Origin of the sequence: Vibrio sp. VP6 (assembly GCF_028823755.1) — a bacterium.
Lineage (GTDB): Bacteria > Pseudomonadota > Gammaproteobacteria > Enterobacterales > Vibrionaceae > Vibrio > Vibrio parahaemolyticus.
Window position 1 is genome coordinate 65,527 of the sequence record NZ_JAPEID010000018.1, and the last position, 21,551, is coordinate 87,077.

Annotated in this window: 17 protein-coding genes; 4 read left to right on the forward strand and 13 right to left on the reverse strand. The window is 46.8% G+C overall.

Translation table 11 applies throughout. The features are described 5' to 3' along the window. Nucleotides 1-122 precede the first annotated feature (122 nt). Nucleotides 123-992: a phosphoribulokinase gene (locus OU793_RS13200; protein ID WP_005458134.1), complete on the forward strand. Its 870-nt coding sequence runs from the start codon at nt 123-125 to the stop codon at nt 990-992. A gap of 240 nt (nt 993-1,232) precedes the next feature. Next, complete coding sequence (crp, locus tag OU793_RS13205; RefSeq protein ID WP_005381432.1) at nt 1,233-1,865, forward strand: cAMP-activated global transcriptional regulator CRP; 633 nt, start codon at nt 1,233-1,235, stop codon at nt 1,863-1,865. A gap of 156 nt (nt 1,866-2,021) precedes the next feature. Here crp and OU793_RS13210 read toward each other — a convergent pair whose 3' ends face one another. The 6 genes from OU793_RS13210 to OU793_RS13235 all read right to left on the reverse strand — a co-directional run bounded on the left by OU793_RS13210 (nt 2,022) and on the right by OU793_RS13235 (nt 10,963). Continuing rightward, nucleotides 2,022-2,813: a DUF1338 domain-containing protein gene (locus OU793_RS13210; protein ID WP_140103418.1), complete on the reverse strand. Its 792-nt coding sequence runs from the start codon at nt 2,811-2,813 to the stop codon at nt 2,022-2,024. Between the two features lie 242 nt (nt 2,814-3,055). Further along, nucleotides 3,056-4,513 (reverse strand): succinylglutamate-semialdehyde dehydrogenase, encoded by a 1,458-nt coding sequence (gene astD / locus OU793_RS13215; protein ID WP_005480036.1) that lies wholly within the window; start codon nt 4,511-4,513, stop codon nt 3,056-3,058. 28 nt (nt 4,514-4,541) lie between these two features. Beyond that, nucleotides 4,542-5,561 carry an arginine N-succinyltransferase gene (gene astA, locus OU793_RS13220; RefSeq protein ID WP_005458129.1) on the reverse strand — a complete coding sequence of 340 codons (1,020 nt, stop codon included), beginning with the start codon at nt 5,559-5,561 and terminating at the stop codon, nt 4,542-4,544. 109 nt (nt 5,562-5,670) lie between these two features. Continuing rightward, on the reverse strand, nt 5,671-6,882 hold the full coding sequence (locus tag OU793_RS13225; RefSeq protein ID WP_025612106.1) for an aspartate aminotransferase family protein: 1,212 nt from the start codon (nt 6,880-6,882) through the stop codon (nt 5,671-5,673). 361 nt (nt 6,883-7,243) lie between these two features. Then, on the reverse strand, nt 7,244-7,831 hold the full coding sequence (locus OU793_RS13230) for an aminodeoxychorismate/anthranilate synthase component II (protein WP_005458124.1): 588 nt from the start codon (nt 7,829-7,831) through the stop codon (nt 7,244-7,246). A gap of 177 nt (nt 7,832-8,008) precedes the next feature. Beyond that, nucleotides 8,009-10,963: an ExeM/NucH family extracellular endonuclease gene (locus OU793_RS13235; protein ID WP_140103416.1), complete on the reverse strand. Its 2,955-nt coding sequence runs from the start codon at nt 10,961-10,963 to the stop codon at nt 8,009-8,011. Between the two features lie 535 nt (nt 10,964-11,498). Between OU793_RS13235 and OU793_RS13240 the strand changes: the two genes are divergently transcribed. Then, nucleotides 11,499-11,873 carry a hypothetical protein gene (locus OU793_RS13240; RefSeq protein WP_021484688.1) on the forward strand — a complete coding sequence of 125 codons (375 nt, stop codon included), beginning with the start codon at nt 11,499-11,501 and terminating at the stop codon, nt 11,871-11,873. A gap of 64 nt (nt 11,874-11,937) precedes the next feature. On the opposite strand, the gene trpS is transcribed toward OU793_RS13240, so the two are convergent. The 5 genes from trpS to nsrR form a co-directional block, all read right to left on the reverse strand. Beyond that, entirely contained in the window at nt 11,938-12,954 is a 1,017-nt protein-coding gene (gene trpS, locus OU793_RS13245; RefSeq protein WP_005468382.1) for a tryptophan--tRNA ligase, read from the reverse strand. Between the two features lie 174 nt (nt 12,955-13,128). Then, a complete protein-coding gene (locus tag OU793_RS13250) occupies nt 13,129-13,815 on the reverse strand; it encodes a phosphoglycolate phosphatase (protein WP_005480027.1) in 687 nt (228 codons plus the stop codon). Nucleotides 13,816-13,917: 102 nt separating this feature from the next. Further along, the gene (rlmB, locus tag OU793_RS13255; protein WP_005455666.1) at nt 13,918-14,661 is read right to left on the reverse strand and encodes a 23S rRNA (guanosine(2251)-2'-O)-methyltransferase RlmB; all 744 of its coding nucleotides are present in this window, start codon (nt 14,659-14,661) and stop codon (nt 13,918-13,920) included. A 62-nt stretch (nt 14,662-14,723) separates the two neighbouring features. Next, nucleotides 14,724-17,231 carry a ribonuclease R gene (gene rnr, locus OU793_RS13260; protein ID WP_015297413.1) on the reverse strand — a complete coding sequence of 836 codons (2,508 nt, stop codon included), beginning with the start codon at nt 17,229-17,231 and terminating at the stop codon, nt 14,724-14,726. A gap of 115 nt (nt 17,232-17,346) precedes the next feature. Beyond that, nucleotides 17,347-17,772, reverse strand: a complete 426-nt coding sequence (gene nsrR / locus OU793_RS13265; RefSeq protein ID WP_005460673.1) for a nitric oxide-sensing transcriptional repressor NsrR — start codon at nt 17,770-17,772, stop codon at nt 17,347-17,349. A 158-nt stretch (nt 17,773-17,930) separates the two neighbouring features. Here nsrR and hmpA point away from each other — a divergent pair, with 158 nt between their 5' ends. After that, the gene (hmpA, locus tag OU793_RS13270) at nt 17,931-19,115 is read left to right on the forward strand and encodes an NO-inducible flavohemoprotein (protein WP_005460672.1); all 1,185 of its coding nucleotides are present in this window, start codon (nt 17,931-17,933) and stop codon (nt 19,113-19,115) included. 82 nt (nt 19,116-19,197) lie between these two features. Here the strand turns inward: hmpA and OU793_RS13275 are convergent, their stop codons facing one another. Both OU793_RS13275 and OU793_RS13280 read right to left on the reverse strand, forming a co-directional pair. After that, entirely contained in the window at nt 19,198-19,833 is a 636-nt protein-coding gene (locus tag OU793_RS13275) for a tetratricopeptide repeat protein (RefSeq protein WP_005496512.1), read from the reverse strand. A gap of 229 nt (nt 19,834-20,062) precedes the next feature. After that, complete coding sequence (locus OU793_RS13280) at nt 20,063-21,379, reverse strand: adenylosuccinate synthase (protein WP_005460670.1); 1,317 nt, start codon at nt 21,377-21,379, stop codon at nt 20,063-20,065. Nucleotides 21,380-21,551: the final 172 nt, after the last annotated feature.

A 21,551-nucleotide genomic window follows, 5' to 3' on the forward strand; every position in this document is an offset into this window, starting at 1 on the left:
GTTCACATTTTTACCGTATCCCACTCGATGACAAGTCGTTGTTACATGCTATAGTGGGTTATCGACCGTGCAGCGGTTCGCTGCTGCACTTTACAGGTACGTAATTTTCGACAAGGTTTGTCATGTCAGCTAAACACCCAATCATTGCGGTTACTGGTTCATCCGGTGCCGGCACAACCACGACGTCTGAAGCATTCCGCAAGATGTTCAATATGATGAACATCAGGCCGGCATGGGTGGAAGGAGACAGCTTCCATCGCTTTACTCGCCCTGAAATGGACATCGAAATTCGCAAAGCCCGCGAGCAAGGCCGACACATCAGTTACTTTGGTCCGCAAGCGAATGACTTCCCGGGATTAGAAGAGTTTTTCCGTAAGTTCGGCCATGACGGCACTGGCAGCGTGCGCCGTTATCTGCATACGTTTGACGAAGCGGTTCCCTACAATCAAATGCCAGGCACATTTACACCGTGGCAAGACTTACCTGAAAACAGCGACGTGCTGTTTTATGAAGGGCTGCATGGTGGTGTGGTTGATGGCGATGTTAATGTTGCTCAGCATGTGGATTTCTTGATTGGCATGGTGCCAATTGTGAACTTAGAGTGGATCCAAAAATTCGTGCGCGACACTCGCGATCGCGGCCATTCGCGTGAAGCGGTGATGGACTCAATCGTGCGCTCAATGGACGATTACCTCAATTACATCACTCCGCAGTTTTCTCGTACTCACATCAACTTTCAACGCGTCCCAACCGTCGATACCTCCAACCCGCTTAACGCCAAAGGCATTCCGAGTTTAGATGAAAGTTTTGTGGTGATTCGTCTGCGCGGCATTAAGAATGTCGACTTCCCATATCTACTGGCCATGATTGATGGCTCATTTATGTCGCGCCACAACACCATTGTTGTGCCAGGCGGCAAAATGAGCTTTGCAATGGAGCTCATAGTTAGGCCTATCCTACAACAGCTGATTGAAACAGGAAAAATTGGCTAAAAACGTAGCGGGCTAGATGTTTACTTTTCATACCGTGATCATGTGCACAGTTTTGCTTACAAAATCTCAATCATGGCACGATTAAAATCAAGAAATCGTTTTCGAAAAAGGATACTATTTCTTACCGAAACACAAGAGAGCTTGCAGCATATAAAAAGTGCTCTTATTCTAGTAAGCCTAATTCAGGCTTAGCTAAAATATGGATAGCGCAAGCGTACCCTGCAGAGGAAGTGAGATATTATGGTTCTAGGTAAACCTCAAACCGACCCAACATTAGAGTGGTTTCTTTCACACTGTCATATTCATAAGTACCCATCAAAGAGCACGCTAATTCACGCAGGTGAAAAAGCTGAAACGTTGTACTACATCGTTAAAGGCTCTGTTGCGGTTCTTATCAAGGACGAAGAAGGTAAGGAAATGATTCTTTCTTACCTAAACCAAGGTGACTTTATTGGTGAACTTGGTCTATTCGAAGAAGACCAAGAGCGTACAGCTTGGGTTCGCGCTAAATCTCCTTGTGAAGTTGCTGAAATTTCTTTCAAGAAGTTCCGTCAGCTTATCCAAGTAAACCCAGACATCCTAATGCGTCTTTCTGCGCAGATGGCTCGTCGTCTTCAAGTAACTAGCCAAAAAGTGGGTGACCTAGCGTTCCTAGACGTAACTGGTCGTATCGCTCAGACGCTTCTGAACCTTGCTAAACAACCAGATGCGATGACTCACCCAGACGGCATGCAAATCAAGATCACTCGTCAAGAAATCGGTCAAATCGTTGGCTGTTCTCGTGAGACAGTAGGTCGTATCTTGAAGATGTTAGAAGAGCAGAACCTAATCTCTGCGCACGGTAAAACTATCGTTGTTTACGGTACTCGTTAATCTCAATTTAGAGTGACACGAACAAAATTATAAAAGCCACCAATGGCGACATTGGTGGCTTTTTATTTACTTTGTTATTTACCTTGCAACTCAGTCAAACCCTAGGTCGCAAGAGGCTAACAAACAACAACGTTAGCCCGAGGTATTCCATGGCGTTTAGGCATTAGTACTTTCAAAAATTTTGTCTGCTGATGCTGCAACAAAGCCTGGATACAACTCGCCATTCGCCATTGGGTAACGTTTAGCAAACTCGTAAAAGCCACCTGGGATAATTTCCGAACCTTCTTCGAAGGTCACAGACACTTTGTCTGCCATCGTCGACGATTGCTCAAGCAGCACTTCCGGCGAGCCTTTCACCTCACCGCCCGACTCATTGATCACAAACCTTGCCTGACGAAGATGGTCGTTAACCTGTTTGACTTCATCGTGTTGATTCAACTGATTCACACTCACCGTAAAGTGATTAGCACCATAACCGTGCGCGGCCAGCCAAGACGCATACTCGCTCTCTTTAGCCAACGTTTGGTAATCAGCAAAGCTTAGCTCCCATAAGCGACCGCCATGCAGAAATGCACTGCCCGACAGTGTTTCAGCATCCACTTGCGCAACCAGTTTCGCCACAATATCTTGCAGCTCTGGCGAACACTCTTCGACTTTCAGCTCACTGATGAAGACTTTAGGCTGCTTCGGATCTGGGTGCTCATAGTGTTTTGCGACCAGTTTTTTGTTCTCAAATACGTAGTCCCCACACGCTTTATAGCCAGCAGCTAAAAACGGTTTCGCCAATGTCTCGATACCTAGCGGTTCAACATTGAAAGTGCGTAAAGCAATATGATCATTAATCAGAGCCTCATCTTCTTGTAGAAGCTGATGCACCTTAGCAGCAGAAGGACAAAGACGTTGGATGTAGTCTTGCCATAGCGATTCAAATAACACATCGGGCGTCATAACGACTCCTTGTTACGAGATGTAGGATTAAGATAAGAGTGTGGTCGCTCGTTCACAGCCCAAAAGCTGTCCAGAATAATGAACGAGCAACCATCAACCTGTGACGGTAAATGTCAGTCAGTCAAACACGCTTTTTGAGTCTGTGCTCACTTGCCGTGTAATGCCAACGCGTACTACCCAAACCTAAATGATGCGTCAGCACATTGGGCCACGATGCATGGTCGTGACCCTGTTATTGAAACTTAAAGCGTCACGCCAGGGCTCAATGTCGCAGGTAATTCCGTCTCCTGCCCTTCCATAGATGCCATAGGGTAAGCACAGTAATCCGCCGCGTAGTAGGCGCTTGGACGAAGGTTGCCTGATGCACCAGGGCCACCAAACGGTGCGTCACCACTTGCGCCCGTCAATTGACGGTTGCGGTTTACGATGCCTGCGCGAATGTGGTCAACAAAGTATTCCCATTCTTGATCGTCTGTTGATACAAGACCTGCCGACAGGCCAAAGCGCGTGTCATTCGCCAGCTCTACGGCTTTATCCAAACCTTCATAGCGCACGACTTGCAGCAGCGGTCCGAAGTATTCTTCATCTGGCAACTCGGCAATGTTAGTCACATCGATGATGCCTGGAGAAACAAACGCCGCCTCTCCTGCTTTCGCTTCAATCAAGCTTTCACCGCCTAGAGATTGCAGGTTTGCTTGCGCATCAAGTATGAACTTCGCCGCAGCCACAGAGATTTGTGGGCCCATAAATGGCGCAGGTTCTGCGAATGGTTGATCCATGCGAATGTTTTTCGTCGCTTCCACCAGCTTAGTGATCAGAGCATCCCCTTTCTCACCAAACGGCACGTATAAACGACGAGCACAAGTACAACGTTGACCAGCACTGATGAATGCCGATTGGATGATGGTGTACACCGTTGCATCCAAATCACCGTAGTTATCAGAGATGACCATCGGGTTGTTGCCGCCCATTTCTAGCGCTAACATCTTGCCTGGTTGACCTGCAAACTGACGATGCAGAATGTGACCCGTGTTCGCACTGCCCGTAAACAGAATGCCATCAATACCTTTCGCATCAGCCAACGCAATACCGGTTTCCTTCGCACCTTGAACAAGGTTGATCACGCCTTTTGGCAAACCCGCTTCTTCCCACAATTTCATAGCTAGCTCGCCAGTCCAAGGCGTTTGCTCAGATGGTTTGAACACAACTGTGTTCCCCGCTAGCAAGGCAGGAACGATGTGGCCATTCGGTAAGTGACCAGGGAAGTTATATGGCCCAAACACCGCCATTACGCCAAGAGGGCGATGTCGCAATACAATCTGGTTGCCCGCAGCTTCGCGAGTCGCTTCACCAGTACGGTCATGGTAGGCACGAATAGAAATAGCGATTTTTCCAGCCATTGCAGCCGCTTCTGTGCGCGTTTCCCAAATTGGTTTACCCGTTTCTTTCGCGATCACTTCGGCAATTTTTTCACTGTTTTCTTTCACTTTTTCAGCAAAAGCCAACACAATTGCTTCGCGTTCAGCGAATGGACGTTTTTTCCATTCGACGAACGCAGCACGCGCTGCAGCAACGGCTTGGTCTACTTGTTCCGCCGTTGCACCGTTACCGCGCCAAATTACTTCTTGGTTGTACGGCGACAGAGACACAAACTCTTCACCCTGACCTTGTACCCATTCACCTGCAATCCAATGTGTCATTGTTACTATCCTTAAATTCTGTCGTCTGTTACTGCGGTAGAAGGCGAACGAAATCCCCTTCCTTCACCAAGAGCGCATCAGCTAATTCAGGCGCCAACACAACGCTTTGCGTTTCTGCGTCGTACGCAGCTTTTGCTGCAGCGGCACGGAAGTTCTCGAATGACGAGTTACACATCAAGAAGTCTTGAGTGCTGGTATGCGCTGAGATTTTGACTTGAGCACGGAATGAGTGACGCACCGATTCGATATTGCGTAAGTCACACTCAACCGTTGGACCGCCATCGAAGATGTCGACGTAGCCACGGTTGGTAAATCCTTCACGCTCCAACAGCTTAAGCGCAGGGCGCGTGTTGTCATGCACTTGGCCAATCACCGCTTGTGCTTCTGGGCTCAATAGGTTGATGTAAATTGGCAGCTTTGGCATCAAGTCAGCGATAAAGCCTTTCTTGCCGATGCCGGTAAGATAATCTGCAAGAGTGAAATCAATAGAGAAGAAGTGCTCTTGTAACCATTGCCAGAATGGAGAATTACCATTCGCATCAGAGACGCCACGCATCTCGGCAAAGATGGTTTTAGAGAAACGCTCTGGGTGCTCCGCCATCATAAGAAAGCGGCACTTAGACATCAGACGGCCATTTAGGCCCTGGCGATATTTTTCGCGTAGAAACAGCGTACAAATCTCACTGTTCCCCGTGTAGTTGTTGCCAAATGTCAGTAGTTTAACGACGTTATTTACGCCGAGTTTTGGCGAAGAGTGAACCACTTTACTGATGTGATATGAGTAGAACGGTACGTCCCAGCCAATAGATGCTTCGATTCCGGTGGTACCCGCAACCTCACCCGATTCAGAGTCAAAACCCACCATTAGGTAGCCTTCGTCACCGGGCTCGGTCACGTCGGGCTTACCAAAGCTGTACTCCGAGTGTTTGATTCGATTGGTTAACAGTTCTTCGTTAACCGGTAGAGATGTAAATCCGTGACCAGACTCCACCGCACAAGTGTGCAGCGCGTCATAATCCGACATCGCGATAGGGCGAACTACTAGCATCAATACTCCCTCCAGATGCAAGAAGATCCTAACTATATTGTAGGAACAATTCCCCCATCAGAGATCCTTGACGGGGGTGTCTGCGTTGACGTTTAAACTGATATCGCGCTTAAACTAAAGTCGCGATAGCTTTATCCAGTTTCGCCAAGCCTTCTTCAATTTCTTGTTGTGTGATAACGAGTGATGGTGTGAAACGCACGACATTGGCACCCGCAACCAATACCAATAGACCTTGTTTACCTGCAGCAACCAGCACATCACGTGCACGGCCTTGCCACTCTTCATTCAGCGCAGCGCCTAGCAATAGACCTTTGCCACGAACTTCAGAGAATAGGTTGTACTTCGCATTGATCTTTTCTAGACCAGCGCGGAACAGCGCTTCGCGCTCTAAAACACCAGCAAGCACTTCTGGTTTCGTTACTTCGTTAACGACCGCTTCTGCCACTGCACATGCCAATGGGTTACCACCGTATGTTGAACCGTGAGTGCCCACTTTCAGGTGCTCAGCCAGTTTTGCTGTTGTTAGCATTGCGCCGATAGGGAAACCACCACCCAGTGATTTCGCTGTGCTTAGAATGTCTGGCGTGATACCTAGACCTTGGTAAGCATAGAAATGACCCGTACGTCCGTTACCCGTTTGAACTTCATCAAAGATAAGTAGCGCGTTGTGCTTGTCACACAGTTCACGTACTGCTTGGGCAAATTCCGGAGTTGGTGGCACGATGCCGCCTTCGCCTTGTAGCGGCTCCATCATAACCGCACATGTGCGATCTGACATGTGTGCTTGAAGTGCTTCGATATCGTTGTATGGTAGGTGCGTAACATCGCCTGGCTTAGGACCAAAACCGTCTGAGTAAGCCGCTTGACCGCCAACCGTCACAGTAAAGAATGTACGACCGTGGAAACCTTGTTTAAATGCGATGATTTCTGATTTTTCAGGGCCATGAACATCTGCCGAGTAACGGCGTGCTAATTTCAGTGCCGCTTCGTTTGCTTCTGCGCCCGAGTTAGCAAAGAATACGCGCTCAGCAAAGCTCACTTCAGTTAGCTTTTTCGCAAGGCGAAGTGCCGGCTCGTTCGTCATCACGTTACTTAGATGCCACAGCTTGTTGCCTTGCTCAGTCAACGCATCAACCATTACTGGATGACAATGACCCAAGCAGCTCACTGCAATACCACCAGCAAAGTCGATGTACTCGTTATCGTCCTGATCCCAAATACGTGAGCCTTTGCCTCTTACAGGGATCATTTCCATCGGGTTATAGCAAGGTACCATCACCTCATCGAATAAACCGCGCTCTACTTTAATTTCCGTTGTCATTGCACATTCCTTCTTGATACCGCATGCGTAGCAGATAAGCGAATTTAACCGGCCATCGTTGCCAGCAAATAATGTTTTGCATTTAAGCTATTGCGGCATTGTATTTACATTTAATTAACCATTTCAATAGTGATTTATTCTTTTCGTATTGCTGCGCAACTGCCATTAATCACTACTTATGAGTATTTATGCATCAAGAAAGTAAAATAGAGAAGTGAATTTTTATAAAAGTTATGTAATACAGGGGTTAGACGAGTCAAAATGGCGTGCATAAGCAGACCATCAACCATGAAACGCATAGTTTTGCATTCCACTGACACCGTCAAAAAGATGAACAATTTGTTAAGAAAAGTGATCGAGATCAGATCGCTCTGCGTGCAAGAAAGTTGGCTAACAGCTCATGTCCTTGCTCAGTTTTGATTGATTCTGGATGAAACTGCACAGCATCAATAGGCAGGGTTTTGTGCTGATATCCCATAATTTCGTCCATGCTTCCATCAGGCAGTTCCGTCCAAGCGGTCAATTCAAACACATCGGGTAACGTGCCGTTTTTCACCACGAGAGAGTGGTAACGGGTTACCGTAAGTGGGTTATTTAAATTTTTAAACACACTGCGACCCGTATGGCGGATAGGCGATGTTTTACCATGCATGACTTGTCTCGCACGCACAACTTCGCCACCGAACACTTGCGCAATGGCTTGATGACCAAGGCACACCCCCAAAATAGGAAGCTTACCGGCAAAATGCTCTATCGCTTGCAGGGAAATACCCGCTTCGTTTGGCGTACAAGGCCCAGGGGAAATCACCAAATGGGTTGGATTGAGGGCTTCGATACCTTGAATGTCGATTTCGTCATTGCGCACGACCTTTACCTGAGCGCCAAGCTCGCAAAAGTATTGGTAAAGGTTGTAAGTGAAAGAATCGTAGTTATCGATGATCAACAACATAGCGTGTCGGCTGCTCCAATCCGTTTTGGCAAGGCTTAAGGATCAATTGTCTGGTTTACCACAATTGAGGGCGGTATTTTGCAACACCCAATTAGAAAGGCAAGTCTTTGCGCAATAAAAAGGCCAGCATCGGCTGGCCTTTGAGTTTTACAGCTATGTTTTTAGGAAAGGAGTGGCTTAACGGCGGCGGCGGAACAAACCAAGTCCAAGCATTGCTAGCAGTGCACCAAACCCAAACGAACCACCATCAGAGTCTTTCGAATCTGTGGTGCCCGTTTCAGGTTGAGTCATAGAGACTGCACGAGCAGAGCTAAACTTAACGACGTTGCCAGTCGAGTCTGTCACTTTCTCTTCCAGTTGGTAGTTACCTTGCTCTGGCGCCTGTTCAAACTCAACATTCACGCTGCGCGCTTTAATGTCCGTTTGATCTAAAGTCTTGCTCGCTGAGTAAGCTTTCGCATCACTACTTACAGCGGCAGCTTGAGTCGCGACGGTTAAGCTAACAGTCACGATGTCACCTGCAACCGCATTTGGTGGCAAACGTACATCTACCGCTAAGTTTTCACCCGCTTTCGGTAAATCGATATCCGTATCAGGTAAATCAATCGCGATAATCACAGGATCGTGGTCAGATGCCGAGAACGCGTCTTTGTATTTCGGCATGTCACCTGTGTATTTGCTGCCGTACTCAAACAAGTTACTTTCTAGTGAGTTAATGTGCCAATCTTCAATCGCTACCACTTTTTGCGCCAAACTGTTGCTTGCCAAGGCATGGTCTAAATTACCCAGTTCACCAGAATAGGTGTACGAGAACGTGTCTGTGCCATGCAGCAAGGTATTAAGGTTGTTCAGGCCGTAACCTTGTTTGATTTGCGTTTGCTCAACTTGCAACCCACCACCGTTGATTGTGGTGTAACCCGCTGTGTAGATATCACGTCCGTATTTCTCTTTCGAGTAATCAGTCAGTGTCAGTAGTGGATCTTCCATGCCATACGCATTGAGGTCCCCCATCAGCAACACATCGCCTTTCACGTCTTTCAACGCTTCACCCACTGCGTGCGCAGCAGAAACACGGAAGTTGTTACAGTTACCTTGCAGATCCGCAGGCTCCGAGTCTTCTACGCCGGCAATCCACTCTTCAATACATTCAGAACCTTTCGATTTGAAGTGGTTAACGACGATAGAAAGATCTTCACCGCTCTCTTGTACCGTGAAGGTTTGCAGCAAGCTGTGGCGTTGGTATTTGTCGTACGCAGGGTTGCTCTCAGCACCATCTTTACGAGTAATGGTGTTTTCGGCAATGTGCTGCTCTGGCGTGAAGATCACTTTCGCCGCTTCTTTTGGCGTGACCACTTTCGCGCGGTACAAGATAGCAACCATGATCGCATCGCTTCCGAAGTACTCTTCTTGGTACTTGTCTTTATCTGCGATTTCAACGTAAGTGTAATGATCGTCTGCGTCATCGATTTCCGCATTCAATGCATCCACCAAGTTTTGCACAGCACTGCCATCACCGAAGCCGTTATTCTCCACTTCCATCAAACCAATGATGTCAGCATCCATCTTATTCATCGCAGACACGATTTTCGCTTGTTGGATCAAGAACTCATCGTGATTCGTCGCTCCACGGTTTTGGCCTGTCGGGTTGTTGTTTCCGCTGTCTGCAACCGAAGTGAAGTAATTAAGCACGTTAAAGCTTGCAACGCGTAAATCCGACTCTGCGATAGCTGGCGCCGCTTTACGCTCTACATCAAAGCCATCACCTGCTGCCACAAAGTTAGTGTTATTTACATCGTTCGTCGCGATCAGACGGTATTCGTTGTAGCTGTAATTCACTACGCCCTGTAAACCTTCAACGCGCGAACCTAAGCGAATGTGCTGTTCAGATGAACCGTCTTGATCCAAATCTTGACCAAACTCAGGGTAGTAAGGAATTTTGCCGTTCGGTGCTTTGGCATCAGATTCTAGGAAAACTCGATTCTCTGCATTTTGTTTTGCTAATGCGACCGCTTCTGCACTGTCTGCTGCGTGAAGCTGAGTTGGCTTAAAGAGTGGAGCTTGGTGCGACAACATCATGTTGTTACGTTTTGAATCGTAATCGTAAGAGAAGTTGCGAGTAACAAACAAATCACTGGCTGAGTTCAGCGTCACTTGCATCCCTTCATGGCGCTCTAACGCATCACGCAGAGTTTCGCCTTCTTTGATCACAAGCGGCGTCACCAATGGAATGTCTGACGTGCCAGTTTTTACATAGCTGGTTGCGTCAGAAGAAAGCTGAGTATTGCTGTAGTACTCCTGAACCTTACCTTTCACACAAACTACGTCACCAGGCTTTAGCTCGGTATCTGCAGCGTTCGTATGAATAAATAGACCTTCTGACGTCTTATCGTTGTTATCGTTCTCGATAGCTTGCAGGTAGAAGCCTTTCGTCAAACCGCTAGTAACAGCGCTCACGACACCAGTAACAAAATGCTCTTCTGTCGTAATGTATGGGTAACCATCGATAAATGGCGAAGAAGCACCTTCACCTTGAATGTCTTGAATGGATGTGAACGTTGGCGCGTGGCCATCCACTTCACACACAAATGCTACAGGTGGCTCAGCTGCGTTCAGCTCGCCCAAGCCATCAATGTTGTCTTTCGTTAATGTTGTCCATTGAGAAGATTGGAAAGTCGCAGAAGGCGTCAGTGCGTCACCGTTGCGTACCAAAGTGGCGTCTTTGCCAAATGCCACGCCACCCATCACGCCAACCATGTCGTGAACTTCACCATCTTTTAATAGTGCGAGAGGATCGTCACCATTAAAGTTCGCCACGTTTTTATCGGTCTGGTCAGCCACTGCTTTAATCGCATCGCTGGCATCGCCATGGGCAAGAACAAACACCTGCTTCGCTTGCAACGTTACTTGGCTCAAATCGATCTTGCTGCCCCAAGTGCCACCACCATTAGATGATTTCGCTAGCTCATAACCTGTTAGCGTGACTGCGGCATCACCGGTATTCGCGATCTCGACCGCTTTATTATACGAGCCACCTTCTACGTACTGGGAAATGATAATTTCTGCATTCGCGTTAGCGCTAAGCGCACTGGCGATGGTTAATGCAAGTATTGAGGGTTTGATTAACGTGTCCATTGTCGTACCTGATATTTATTTAAATGCAAACTAAGCTCCGATCAGAGCCTACCATTTGCGTCTACTATCAGGTTTATTTATGAAATAAATAAGAAAGAGCAGTAAAAGCCGTGAAATAAATCACATGTGAATCTATAAAAATATGCCAAAACAGCGTATTCAAACATATTTTGTAATAAATACAGTTCAGTAGTGCAGCAGGAAAGCAAAATTAGACTAATTGCTCAGTTTATTTTTCCATTCCATGTTATGGAATACATCAATACTTTCTTGGTACACCAAGTTATTATTTCGAGCGCTTTCATGCTTCATTAAATATAATTAATTACTAATTTAGAATATTGCTACTTTGGTTTATTTCAGAATCTCGCTTGTTATTTACTCCCCCGCTTTCCGCACTCGCCATTTACACTTCAAATTTTTATCAATCAAAAATGATAAATTCCAACAACACAGTGGAGAAAAACATACACAAGCGTTATAACACCAACGCGAGACAATAAGATCTCATCCATCATCTATCGTGGAAAAATCAATGAAAACAATTCAACGTATTGGACTAGCTCTCTCCGCGTTTGGGCTTATGACGGGCTGTCAGCTAACATCTTCTAAACCGCTTTACCCAACCGCCAATCAAAAAACTATCCAATCAGCAAAAAATGAGTTCAAGGGAATGGAAGAGTTTGAAGTCAGTGACGATGGTGTCATTTCTTTTCGTGCCCGCCTGCCTGGACCAGACTATTACTGGGAGCCATATAAAATCAAACAGTTAAGTTACGAGATATCCTGTGTTTTCCTCACTAATTATGTGGATCGTGGGATGGTGGTGAAATCGTCGTTTTTAGGCGCTCGTGGCCGCGTTGAGTACTATGATATGGAGCGCTGTATGGACAACACGCCCTTTGAGTAATTTTCTCAGCACATAAAAAAAGCTCCACCGAAGTGGAGCTTTTTGGGTATTGGATTACTTGAGATTACGGACGAGCAACAAAACCGACAGCTTCGTATGCTTTCTTCAGTGTTTCCGCCGCGCGAGCCGATGCTTTCTCCGCGCCTTGCTTCATCACTTCATCCATAAACGCGCGATCTGCGCGAATACGACGGTATTCTTCTTGAATTGGCTCAAGCATCGCAACAACCGCTTCACCCACGTCTTTCTTGAATGGGCCGTACATTTCAACGCCTTTGTATTTCGCTTCAATCTCTTCAAAGCTCATGCCTGTCGCTGCAGAGTAAAGACCCATTAGGTTAGCAATACCCGCTTTGTTTTCAACATCATGGCGAATGCTTGGTGGCGTTTCGGTATCCGTTTGCGCTTTGTTGATCTTCTTGATGATCGATTTCGGCTCTTCAAGCAGCGTGATAACGTTCTTACGGTTATCATCAGACTTCGACATTTTCTTCGTCGCATCTTGAAGGCTCATTACGCGCGCGTTAACCGTTGGAATGTATGGCTCAGGCACCGTAAAGATTGGGCTTTCTGGCGAGTAAATGTTGTTGAAACGCGTTGCGATATCACGCGCTAATTCTAGGTGCTGCTTCTGGTCGCTACCTACTGGCACTTGGTGTGCGCCGTAAAGCAGGATGTCTGCTGCCATTAGCACTGGGTAATCAAACAGACCCACGTTTACGTCGTTCGCGTAACGTGCAGACTTGTCTTTAAACTGAGTCATACGGCTCAGTTCACCCATTTGAGTGTAACAGTTAAGAAGCCAACCAAGTTGAGCATGCTCTGGTACGTGTGACTGAACAAATAGCGTGCTCTTCTTCGGATCAACACCAACTGCCAGACAGATCGCCAATGCGTCTAGAGTCGCTTCATGTAGGGCTTTAGGATCTTGGCGAACCGTAACCGCGTGAAGGTCTACAACACAGTATTGGCAATCATAATCGTCTTGCATCTGCTGCCATTGACGTAGAGCACCCAAGTAGTTACCGATACTTAGTTCACCTGACGGTTGAACACCACTCAATACAATGGGTTTGCTCATTAGAATGATTCCTTTGACTTCTTAATCTAATTAAAATGAAAAACCATGGGTTTGCTCATTAGAATGATTCCTTTGACTTCTTAATCTAATTAAAATGAAAAACCGTGCGGCTTTTAGCGCACGGTTTACTCAGTGTACTCATTAACAAGTATTTTGGAAGCTCTTTTGTTACCGTTATGCAGAAACGGCTACTACTTCCAATAATTCAGATAAACTGTCTGCGACAAAATCTGGGTTTGAAGCTGAAATAGGCTCACCATGGTTGTAACCGTATGTTAAACCAAACGAAGCACAACCTGCGTTTTTCGCCGCAAGGATGTCATTCTTCGAGTCGCCAACCATCAGCATTTCGCTCGCTTTCACCTGATGTTTTTCCATCAACCAGTTCAGTGCGACTGGGTTTGGTTTTTTCTCAGGGAATGCATCACCACCCAATACGTCCACAAAGTATTTTGCGATGCCATGTTGCTCTAGAATTTCTGGAACAAACTTCGATGGTTTGTTCGTTACAAGCGCCATCGTAAAGCCTGCCTGATGTAGCTCTTCTAGCGTCTCTTTTACTGTTGGGTAAAGATGGCTCAGCTGATGACCGCTTTGCGCGTAAAAGTCATCAAACAGCTCGCGTCCTTTTGCACGCAGGTCTTCACTAAGATCGCTACTGATGGTCATGCTTTGGCTTAGTGCGCGGCCAATCAGGACGTCAGCACCGTTACCTACGTAATCACGTACTTGCTCTTCCGATACCGCAGGGTAACCCAAAGCTTGTACAGCTTGGTCTGCAGCAACGGCCAAATCAGGTACGCTGTCCAACAATGTGCCATCCAGATCGAACGCAATCAGTTTAATATCTTGTTGAGTCATAATTTCCCTAGCTAAAAATAACAAAGGATGGTTTCCCATCCTATGTGTTTGATTCTTCAAGCCACTAAGCCTTTGGGCTCAGTGACATATGTTCTCATTCGCTTACTTCGCAGCCAAGCGCTGACGAACTGCTTCGAATAAACAGATGCCTGATGCAACCGACACATTCAAACTCGATACGCTACCTGCCATTGGGATTTTAATCAAATCATCGCAAGTTTCTCGCGTTAGACGGCGCATACCATCACCTTCTGCGCCCATGACAATTGCCAGAGGACCAGTCAGTTTTGCTTGATAAATGTCGTGTGTCGCTTCACCCGCCGTACCCACGAACCAGATGCCCTGCTCTTGCAGAGTACGCATTGTGCGCGCTAGGTTGGTTACACGAATCAAAGGCACCACTTCTGCAGCGCCACAGGCTACTTTGCTTACTGTCGCATTCATTGGTGCTGATCGATCTTTAGGAACGATAATCGCAGCAACACCAGCAGCATCGGCGTTACGTAAACAGGCACCAAGGTTGTGGGGGTCAGTTACGCCATCCAACACCAATAGCAACGGTGTCTCATGCTGAGCTAGGATGTCGTCGATGTCGTTTTCGTTCAGCTGTTTTGCTGGTTTTACGCGCGCGATGATGCCTTGGTGGTTTGCACCATGTGCTTTGTCATCCAAGGTTTTACGCGTCATTTGCTGGATAGAAACACCACACACCTGCAAATCGTTCAAGATTGGCATTAGGCGATCGTCTTGGCGTCCTTTTAGAACGTACGCTTCAATAAAACGTTCTGGTTCGCGTTCCAATACCGCTTTCACGGCATGAATACCGTAAATAAATTCGTTACTCATTACTTAACCTGTTTCTGTGCTTCGCTCACCGCCAATCTGCGGTAACAGATTGGCGCTTCAGCCTACTGCGCGTCTTGCTTAGTGCGCTTGGTTTTCTTTGGCTTACTGTGTGGCTTTTTCTTGTGGGCTTTCTTCACCTTTGGCTTCTTTGCGCTGTCGTCATCCCCACGTTTTGGCCCTTTGCGTTTACGGCCAGAATCCGTTTGTTCTGGGCGCTTAGTTGGCTCAATAGCAGGAACAGCGCGCGCTGTAGCACCTTCTTTTGATGAAGAACGTGTCGCCGCACGTTTTTTCTCTTTGGCTTTGCGTTTCGCTTCCGCAGCTCGTTTCTTAGCTGTCTTACCTTCGCCGCGTAGCTTACGACTTGTTTCGACCAATTCAAAGTCAATTTGCTTGTCATCTAGGTTAACAGCCAGCACTTTTACTTTGACCGCATCACCCAGACGATAGATGTTACCGAAGCTTTCACCGATAAGTCTTTGACCAATAGGATCAAACTGGTAGTAGTCGTTCGCAAGCGTTGAAATATGCACCAAACCATCGATATGCAGATCGGTCAAGCGCACGAAGAAGCCAAAACTGGTGACGTTAGCAATCACGCCTTCCAGCTCATCGCCGACGTGATCTTGCATGTATTCACACTTCAACCAATCCGCAACTTCACGCGTTGCATCATCAGCGCGGCGCTCTGTCATTGAACATTGTTCGCCGTAGAAGTCCATGTCATCGAATGAGTAATGGTAACCACCCGTTGGCGTCCAACGGTCTTGGTTGCGGCCTTCTTCTTTAGCGATCAAATACTTGATAGCACGGTGCAGCAACAAGTCAGGGTAACGACGAATTGGTGACGTAAAGTGCGCGTAACGCTTAAGCGCCAAACCGAAGTGGCCTGCGTTGTCCGCGTTGTACACCGCTTGCTTCATGGAGCGCAGCAGCATGGTTTGGATCAGCTCTTGGTCTTGACGACCTGCAATTTGACGCGCGAGATCGGCGTAGTCTGTCGGAGAAGGCTCTAAACCACCTTTCAACTCTAAACCTAGCTCACTTAGGAAATCGCGGAAGCCTTGCAAGCGCAGCTCACCCGGAGATTCGTGAATACGATACAGTGCAGGCTCTTTGGCTTTTTCTACCAATGATGCCGAGGCAATGTTAGCTAAGATCATACATTCTTCGATGATCTTATGCGCATCATTACGAATCACTGGCTCAATGCTTTCAATCTTGCGCTCAGCATTAAAAATGAATTTGGTTTCGACGGTCTCAAACTCAATCGCACCACGTTGATCACGCGCTTCTTTCAACACTTTGTACATCGCGTGCAACTCTTCAAGATGCGACACGAGTGGCTGGTAGCGTTCACGCAGTTCTTCATCACCTTCAAGAATCGCGCTCACTTTGCTGTATGTGAGACGAGCGTGGGAATTCATTACCGCTTCGTAGTGCTTGTAGCTTGAGAGCTTACCGCTTTCAGAAATGGTCATCTCACACACCATACACAAGCGATCCACTTGCGGGTTAAGCGAACACAAACCGTTTGAAAGCACTTCAGGCAACATTGGGACAACTTGCGATGGGAAGTACACAGAGTTACCACGGTTGATGGCTTCTTTGTCTAACGCTGAGTCTGGGCGCACGTAGTAGCTTACGTCTGCGATTGCGACCCAAAGACGCCAACCACCATCTTTTTTCTTCTCACAGAAAACGGCGTCATCGAAGTCTCGCGCATCTTCACCGTCAATGGTAACGAGCGGCAATTCACGCAAGTCAACACGGCCAACTTTCGCTTCTTCAGGCACTTCTTCGCCCAAGTTTACGATTTGTTTTTCGACCGCTTCTGGCCACTCATAAGGGATTTGATGGGTGCGAATTGCGATTTGTGTTTCCATACCTGGCGCCATATTTTCGCCAAGAACTTCAACCACTTTACCCATCATGCCACGCGAGCGAGAACCACGATCGGTAATTTCAATCACCACGACGTTACCCATACGAGCGCCAGCTTTATGCTCGTTCGGGATCAGAATATCTTGGCTGATGCGCGAATCATCCGGCACAACATATGAGTAGCCGTACTCAAGGAAGAAGCGGCCAACAATCTGGCTATTGCGCTCTTCAAGTACGCGAACTAAGCGACCTTCACGACGACCACGCTTGCTGTTGTCTGTTGGTTGCACCAGCACGAAATCACCATGAATGATGTTCTTCATTTGGTGATGTGGCAGCAAAATATCATCGTCCTTGCCGACGCTGCCTTCTGGACGTACCCAACCGTGACCATCTTTGTGGCCAATCACGTAACCTTTCACCATTTCAAGTTTTTCAGGCAATGCGTAGCATTGACGGCGGGTAAACACCAGTTGACCATCTCGTTCCATGGCACGTAAACGGCGGCGCAACCCTTCGTATTGCTCTTCGCCCGCTAACTTTAAAGCTTCGAACAAGTCATTGCGATTCATTGGTACGCCCGCTTGCTCAAGGAACTCGAGGATGAACTCTCGGCTTGGAATTGGATTTTCGTAATTTTGGGATTCACGATCTGCGAATGGATCGTTTGGAATATTGTCTGACATAGGCACGCCTATCTAGCAAGGAAGGTATAGAGCTAGTATATCTGAGTCTCTCGATAACCTACAGAATTGCTTTGAAAAAAGAATGATCGAGATCGACTCTGGAACTGCAAATAAACTAAGGGCGAGCAAGCAGGATCAAAAGCTCAGAGTTATCGCTCAGTAAGGATTCAATGGTGCACTCATCCAACTCGGCGAGGAAGGCACTTTTTGCTTTGGCAAGCTTATCTTTGAGGCGACATGCGGGGGTAATGTGGCAAAACTCCACCCCACAATTGACCAAATCTAACGGCTCCAAATCTCGCACGACACCACCAACGGTGATCTCAGACGCTGGCTTCATCAAGCGAATACCACCGTTTTTACCGCGTACGGTATGTACGTAGCCTAGCTGCCCTAAACGGTTGATTACTTTGACCATATGATTACGAGACACACCAAACAAATCCGTCACTTCGGTGATATTGGTCAGCTCATCTTTTGGCAATGATGCTAAGTAAATCAAGGTTCTCAGCGCGTAATCAGTAAAGCTCGTTAACTGCATGTTCTCTCCCAGAGTGCGACTTAATAGCTCAATGTCAGTGACGAAACAACTAACTTACGCTATCGACAAAAGTGTAAATCTTTTCTTGATCGAAAGATACATTTGAGATACAACTTTAAACATGCATTACAAATACAACTTAAAAATAGGAAGTTCTTATGCTCAGCAATCAAACCATTGAGATCGTGAAAGCGACCGCGCCACTAATCGCAGAAACAGGACCAAAACTGACCGCTCACTTCTATGACCGCATGTTTACTCACAACCCTGAGTTAAAAGACATTTTCAACATGAGCAACCAGCGTAATGGCGATCAGCGTGAAGCGCTATTCAATGCCATCTGTGCATACGCAGCTAACATTGAAAACTTGCCTGCTCTGCTTGGCGCTGTGGAGAAAATTGCGCATAAACACACCAGCTTTTTGATCACGAAAGATCAGTATCAAATCGTAGGTAAACACTTGATCGCTACGATTGATGAATTATTCAATCCGGGCCAAGAAGTTTTAGACGCGTGGGCTGAAGCTTATGGCGTATTGGCTAATGTATTTATCCAGCGCGAAGAGCAAATCTATCAAGCGAATGCATCGCAAGAAGGTGGCTGGCGAGGGCTACGTGAGTTTGAGTTGGTCGGTAAACAATTGGAAAGTGAACACATTTGCAGTTTTGTTTTCAAACCGACGGATGGCAGTAAAGTGACGAAGTACAAGCCTGGGCAGTACCTCGGCATCTACATCAACAGCAATAAGTTTGAAAACCAAGAGATACGTCAATACAGCCTATCTTCTTCAGTTCAAGAGAACACTTACCGCATCTCCGTAAAACGTGAACAAGGCGGTAAAGTATCCAACTACCTGCACGATGAGCTAAACATCGGCGATAAAGTAAAACTCGCAGCGCCAGCGGGTGATTTCTTTATGGATGTAGACACCAATACACCAGTGGTGCTGATTTCTGCAGGTGTCGGCCTTACGCCAACACTGTCAATGCTAGAAAGCTTGACGGAACATCACGCGCCAGTGACTTGGGTACATGCAACAGAAAACAGCAAACACCACGCCTTTAAAGAGCACGTAAACCAGCTAGTCACGGCGAAAGAAAACATGAACGCGCTCATTTGGTATAACCAACCAACGGCAGAAGACAAGATAGGTGAAGACTTCCACTTTACCGGCTTTGTAAACCTGCATGAAATCGAAGCCGCACTCAAACAAGACAACGTACAAGTGTACTTCTGTGGTCCGGTGGGCTTTATGCAGCACGTCGCGAAACAGCTACAAGAACTTGGCGTCCCTCAGGAACAATTCCATTACGAATGCTTTGGCCCACATAAGGTGGTTTAAGCGCGTTCACCTATCGGGAAAACAACAAAGCCCACGAAGTGTGGGCTTTGTTGTATGAAGTTACCGAGAATTTTCTGGAGATCTACCAGAACATGTCACGCCTTTTTGCGCGTGCAATGATGTTTTGTGGCATACGCTGTTCTAGCCCACGCCTTAACACGGCAATGCGTTTGTGTTGACGCTGATCGGCGGTCACCGAGTTGTACAACCAGCGGTAAGCATCTTCATAGTCCAACGGACTACCGTAATCGCGTAGCAGCAATTCAGCCAGATGAATACGCGCGTTTAAATTACCCATAGAAGCCGCTTCACGCAAATACGGAATCGCACGCTCTTTGTCTTGTTGCACCAAAGTACCGCGCGAATAGTAACGTCCAATCTGCTCTAATGCCGCAGGTAAGCCTTGCTGCGCGGCATTTTCCATGTAGTAGAGCCCCAGCTCGACATCTTGCTCGACACATACGCCCCACGCCAACATGTCGCCATATAAGAACTCGTAAGCAGGCAAGTTAATTCGAGTCGCACGAGCTACGATATCTTCCACCAGCTGGCAGTTATCAGCGCGCACGCGTTGTAAATGCTTATTCTGCTCAATAAGCTTTATCAGTTCTGCTTCGGTGTAGATGGGGACTGGCGCGCCAACATCAGCAGCACTCGCTCGCACTGTTGTGGCAGACAGCATCAGTAACAGTGAAGCAGCCACTGTTCGTAACTTCATAAACGTACTCTTCAAGGTATCTGAGAAACCAAAGATCAGCCAAGGATCTCCTCTGCTTGATAAACTTATCGGCAATCAGCAGCTAAGCTTTAGACAATTTTTGCCTCTTCCTTAAGCTTAACGGCAATAACTTGCCATATGCAGATTATTTATCGCTGTGGGTATTTTTATCTCAGATACAAAAAAGCCGACCTTGAGGTCGGCTTTTAAAATCTCTAACGAGTACTTATTAAGCTTCGAATGGGTGAACCTTAATGATAGTTTCGTTACGGTCTGGACCAGTTGAGATGATGTCTACTGGTACGCCCGTTAGCTCTTCGATACGTTTGATGTAGTTTAGAGCTGCTTGTGGTAGAGCATCTAGTGACTTAGCACCAAATGTGTTCTCAGACCAACCTGGCATTGTTTCGTAGATTGGCGTCGCTTTTTCGAATGCTTCAGCAGCCATTGGCGAAACTTCTAGTACAGAGCCATCTTCCATCTTGTAACCAGTACAGATTTTAAGCTCTTCTAGGCCATCTAGTACATCTAGCTTAGTTAGACAGAAACCAGATACAGAGTTGATTTGGATTGCACGACGCATAGCTACAGCATCGAACCAACCAGTACGACGTAGACGACCAGTGGTTGCGCCGAACTCGTGACCTACAGTACCTAGGTGCTTACCTACTGGGTCTTGCTTCTCTAGACCATCGTACAGTTCTGTTGGGAATGGACCTGCACCAACACGAGTACAGTACGCTTTCGCGATACCTAGAATGTAACCGATGTGACGAGGACCGAAACCAGAACCTGCAGCAACACCACCAGCAGTCGTGTTAGAAGAAGTTACGTATGGGTAAGTACCGTGGTCGATATCAAGTAGTGTACCTTGCGCACCTTCGAACATGATCTTGTCGCCGCGTTTGCGTGCTGCGTCTAGTTCGTCAGTTACGTCGATAACCATTGAAGTTAGTAGCTCTGCGTAGCCTTTTGCTTCTTCAAGCACAGCTTCGTAGCTTACTGGCTCAGCTTTGTAGAAATTAACTAGTTGGAAGTTGTGGTATTCCATAACTTCTTTAAGTTTCTCAGCGAAAGCTTCCATATCGAATAGGTCGCCAACGCGTAGACCGCGACGAGCAACTTTATCTTCGTATGCAGGACCGATACCACGGCCAGTTGTACCGATAGCTTTTTTACCGCGAGCGATTTCGCGAGCTTGGTCCATTGCAACGTGGTAAGGAAGAATTAGAGGACATGCTTCAGAAATGAAAAGACGTTCGCGTACTGGAATACCACGCTCTTCAAGAGGTTTCATTTCTTTAAGTAGAGCTTCAGGTGATAGTACAACACCGTTACCGATAACACATTTTACGTTATCGCGAAGGATACCTGATGGAATTAAGTGAAGAACGGTTTTTTCACCGTCAATTACAAGAGTGTGACCTGCGTTGTGACCGCCTTGGTAGCGCACCACGTATTTTGCATCTTCAGTTAAAAGGTCTACAATTTTACCTTTACCTTCGTCACCCCATTGGGTGCCTAGAACGACTACGTTATTTCCCATCTTTCCAAGTCTGATTGCTAGTTAAAAATGGATTCTAGCACCGAATCGCAATTCTTGCAGTCATTTTTTGTTCACAGAGTTGATACCAGAATGTAATCTCATCAACGCTGTACATTTCGAAATCAATACATCACTGATAATATTTACTTTTCTAAATTCGACTGGAAATCTT

Coding starts and splice junctions, on each gene's coding strand:
- OU793_RS13230 (WP_005458124.1), bottom strand. CDS start 7,831: ATGTTGTTGATCATCGATAACTACGATTCTTTCACTTACAACCTTTAC.
- hmpA (WP_005460672.1), top strand. CDS start 17,931: ATGCTCAGCAATCAAACCATTGAGATCGTGAAAGCGACCGCGCCACTA.
- OU793_RS13225 (WP_025612106.1), bottom strand. CDS start 6,882: ATGACAACGGAAATTAAAGTAGAGCGCGGTTTATTCGATGAGGTGATG.
- OU793_RS13275 (WP_005496512.1), bottom strand. CDS start 19,833: ATGAAGTTACGAACAGTGGCTGCTTCACTGTTACTGATGCTGTCTGCC.
- rnr (WP_015297413.1), bottom strand. CDS start 17,231: ATGTCAGACAATATTCCAAACGATCCATTCGCAGATCGTGAATCCCAA.
- trpS (WP_005468382.1), bottom strand. CDS start 12,954: ATGAGCAAACCCATTGTATTGAGTGGTGTTCAACCGTCAGGTGAACTA.
- astD (WP_005480036.1), bottom strand. CDS start 4,513: ATGACACATTGGATTGCAGGTGAATGGGTACAAGGTCAGGGTGAAGAG.
- OU793_RS13280 (WP_005460670.1), bottom strand. CDS start 21,379: ATGGGAAATAACGTAGTCGTTCTAGGCACCCAATGGGGTGACGAAGGT.
- OU793_RS13200 (WP_005458134.1), top strand. CDS start 123: ATGTCAGCTAAACACCCAATCATTGCGGTTACTGGTTCATCCGGTGCC.
- OU793_RS13240 (WP_021484688.1), top strand. CDS start 11,499: ATGAAAACAATTCAACGTATTGGACTAGCTCTCTCCGCGTTTGGGCTT.
- OU793_RS13235 (WP_140103416.1), bottom strand. CDS start 10,963: ATGGACACGTTAATCAAACCCTCAATACTTGCATTAACCATCGCCAGT.
- nsrR (WP_005460673.1), bottom strand. CDS start 17,772: ATGCAGTTAACGAGCTTTACTGATTACGCGCTGAGAACCTTGATTTAC.
- OU793_RS13250 (WP_005480027.1), bottom strand. CDS start 13,815: ATGACTCAACAAGATATTAAACTGATTGCGTTCGATCTGGATGGCACA.
- astA (WP_005458129.1), bottom strand. CDS start 5,561: ATGCTAGTAGTTCGCCCTATCGCGATGTCGGATTATGACGCGCTGCAC.
- crp (WP_005381432.1), top strand. CDS start 1,233: ATGGTTCTAGGTAAACCTCAAACCGACCCAACATTAGAGTGGTTTCTT.
- rlmB (WP_005455666.1), bottom strand. CDS start 14,661: ATGAGTAACGAATTTATTTACGGTATTCATGCCGTGAAAGCGGTATTG.
- OU793_RS13210 (WP_140103418.1), bottom strand. CDS start 2,813: ATGACGCCCGATGTGTTATTTGAATCGCTATGGCAAGACTACATCCAA.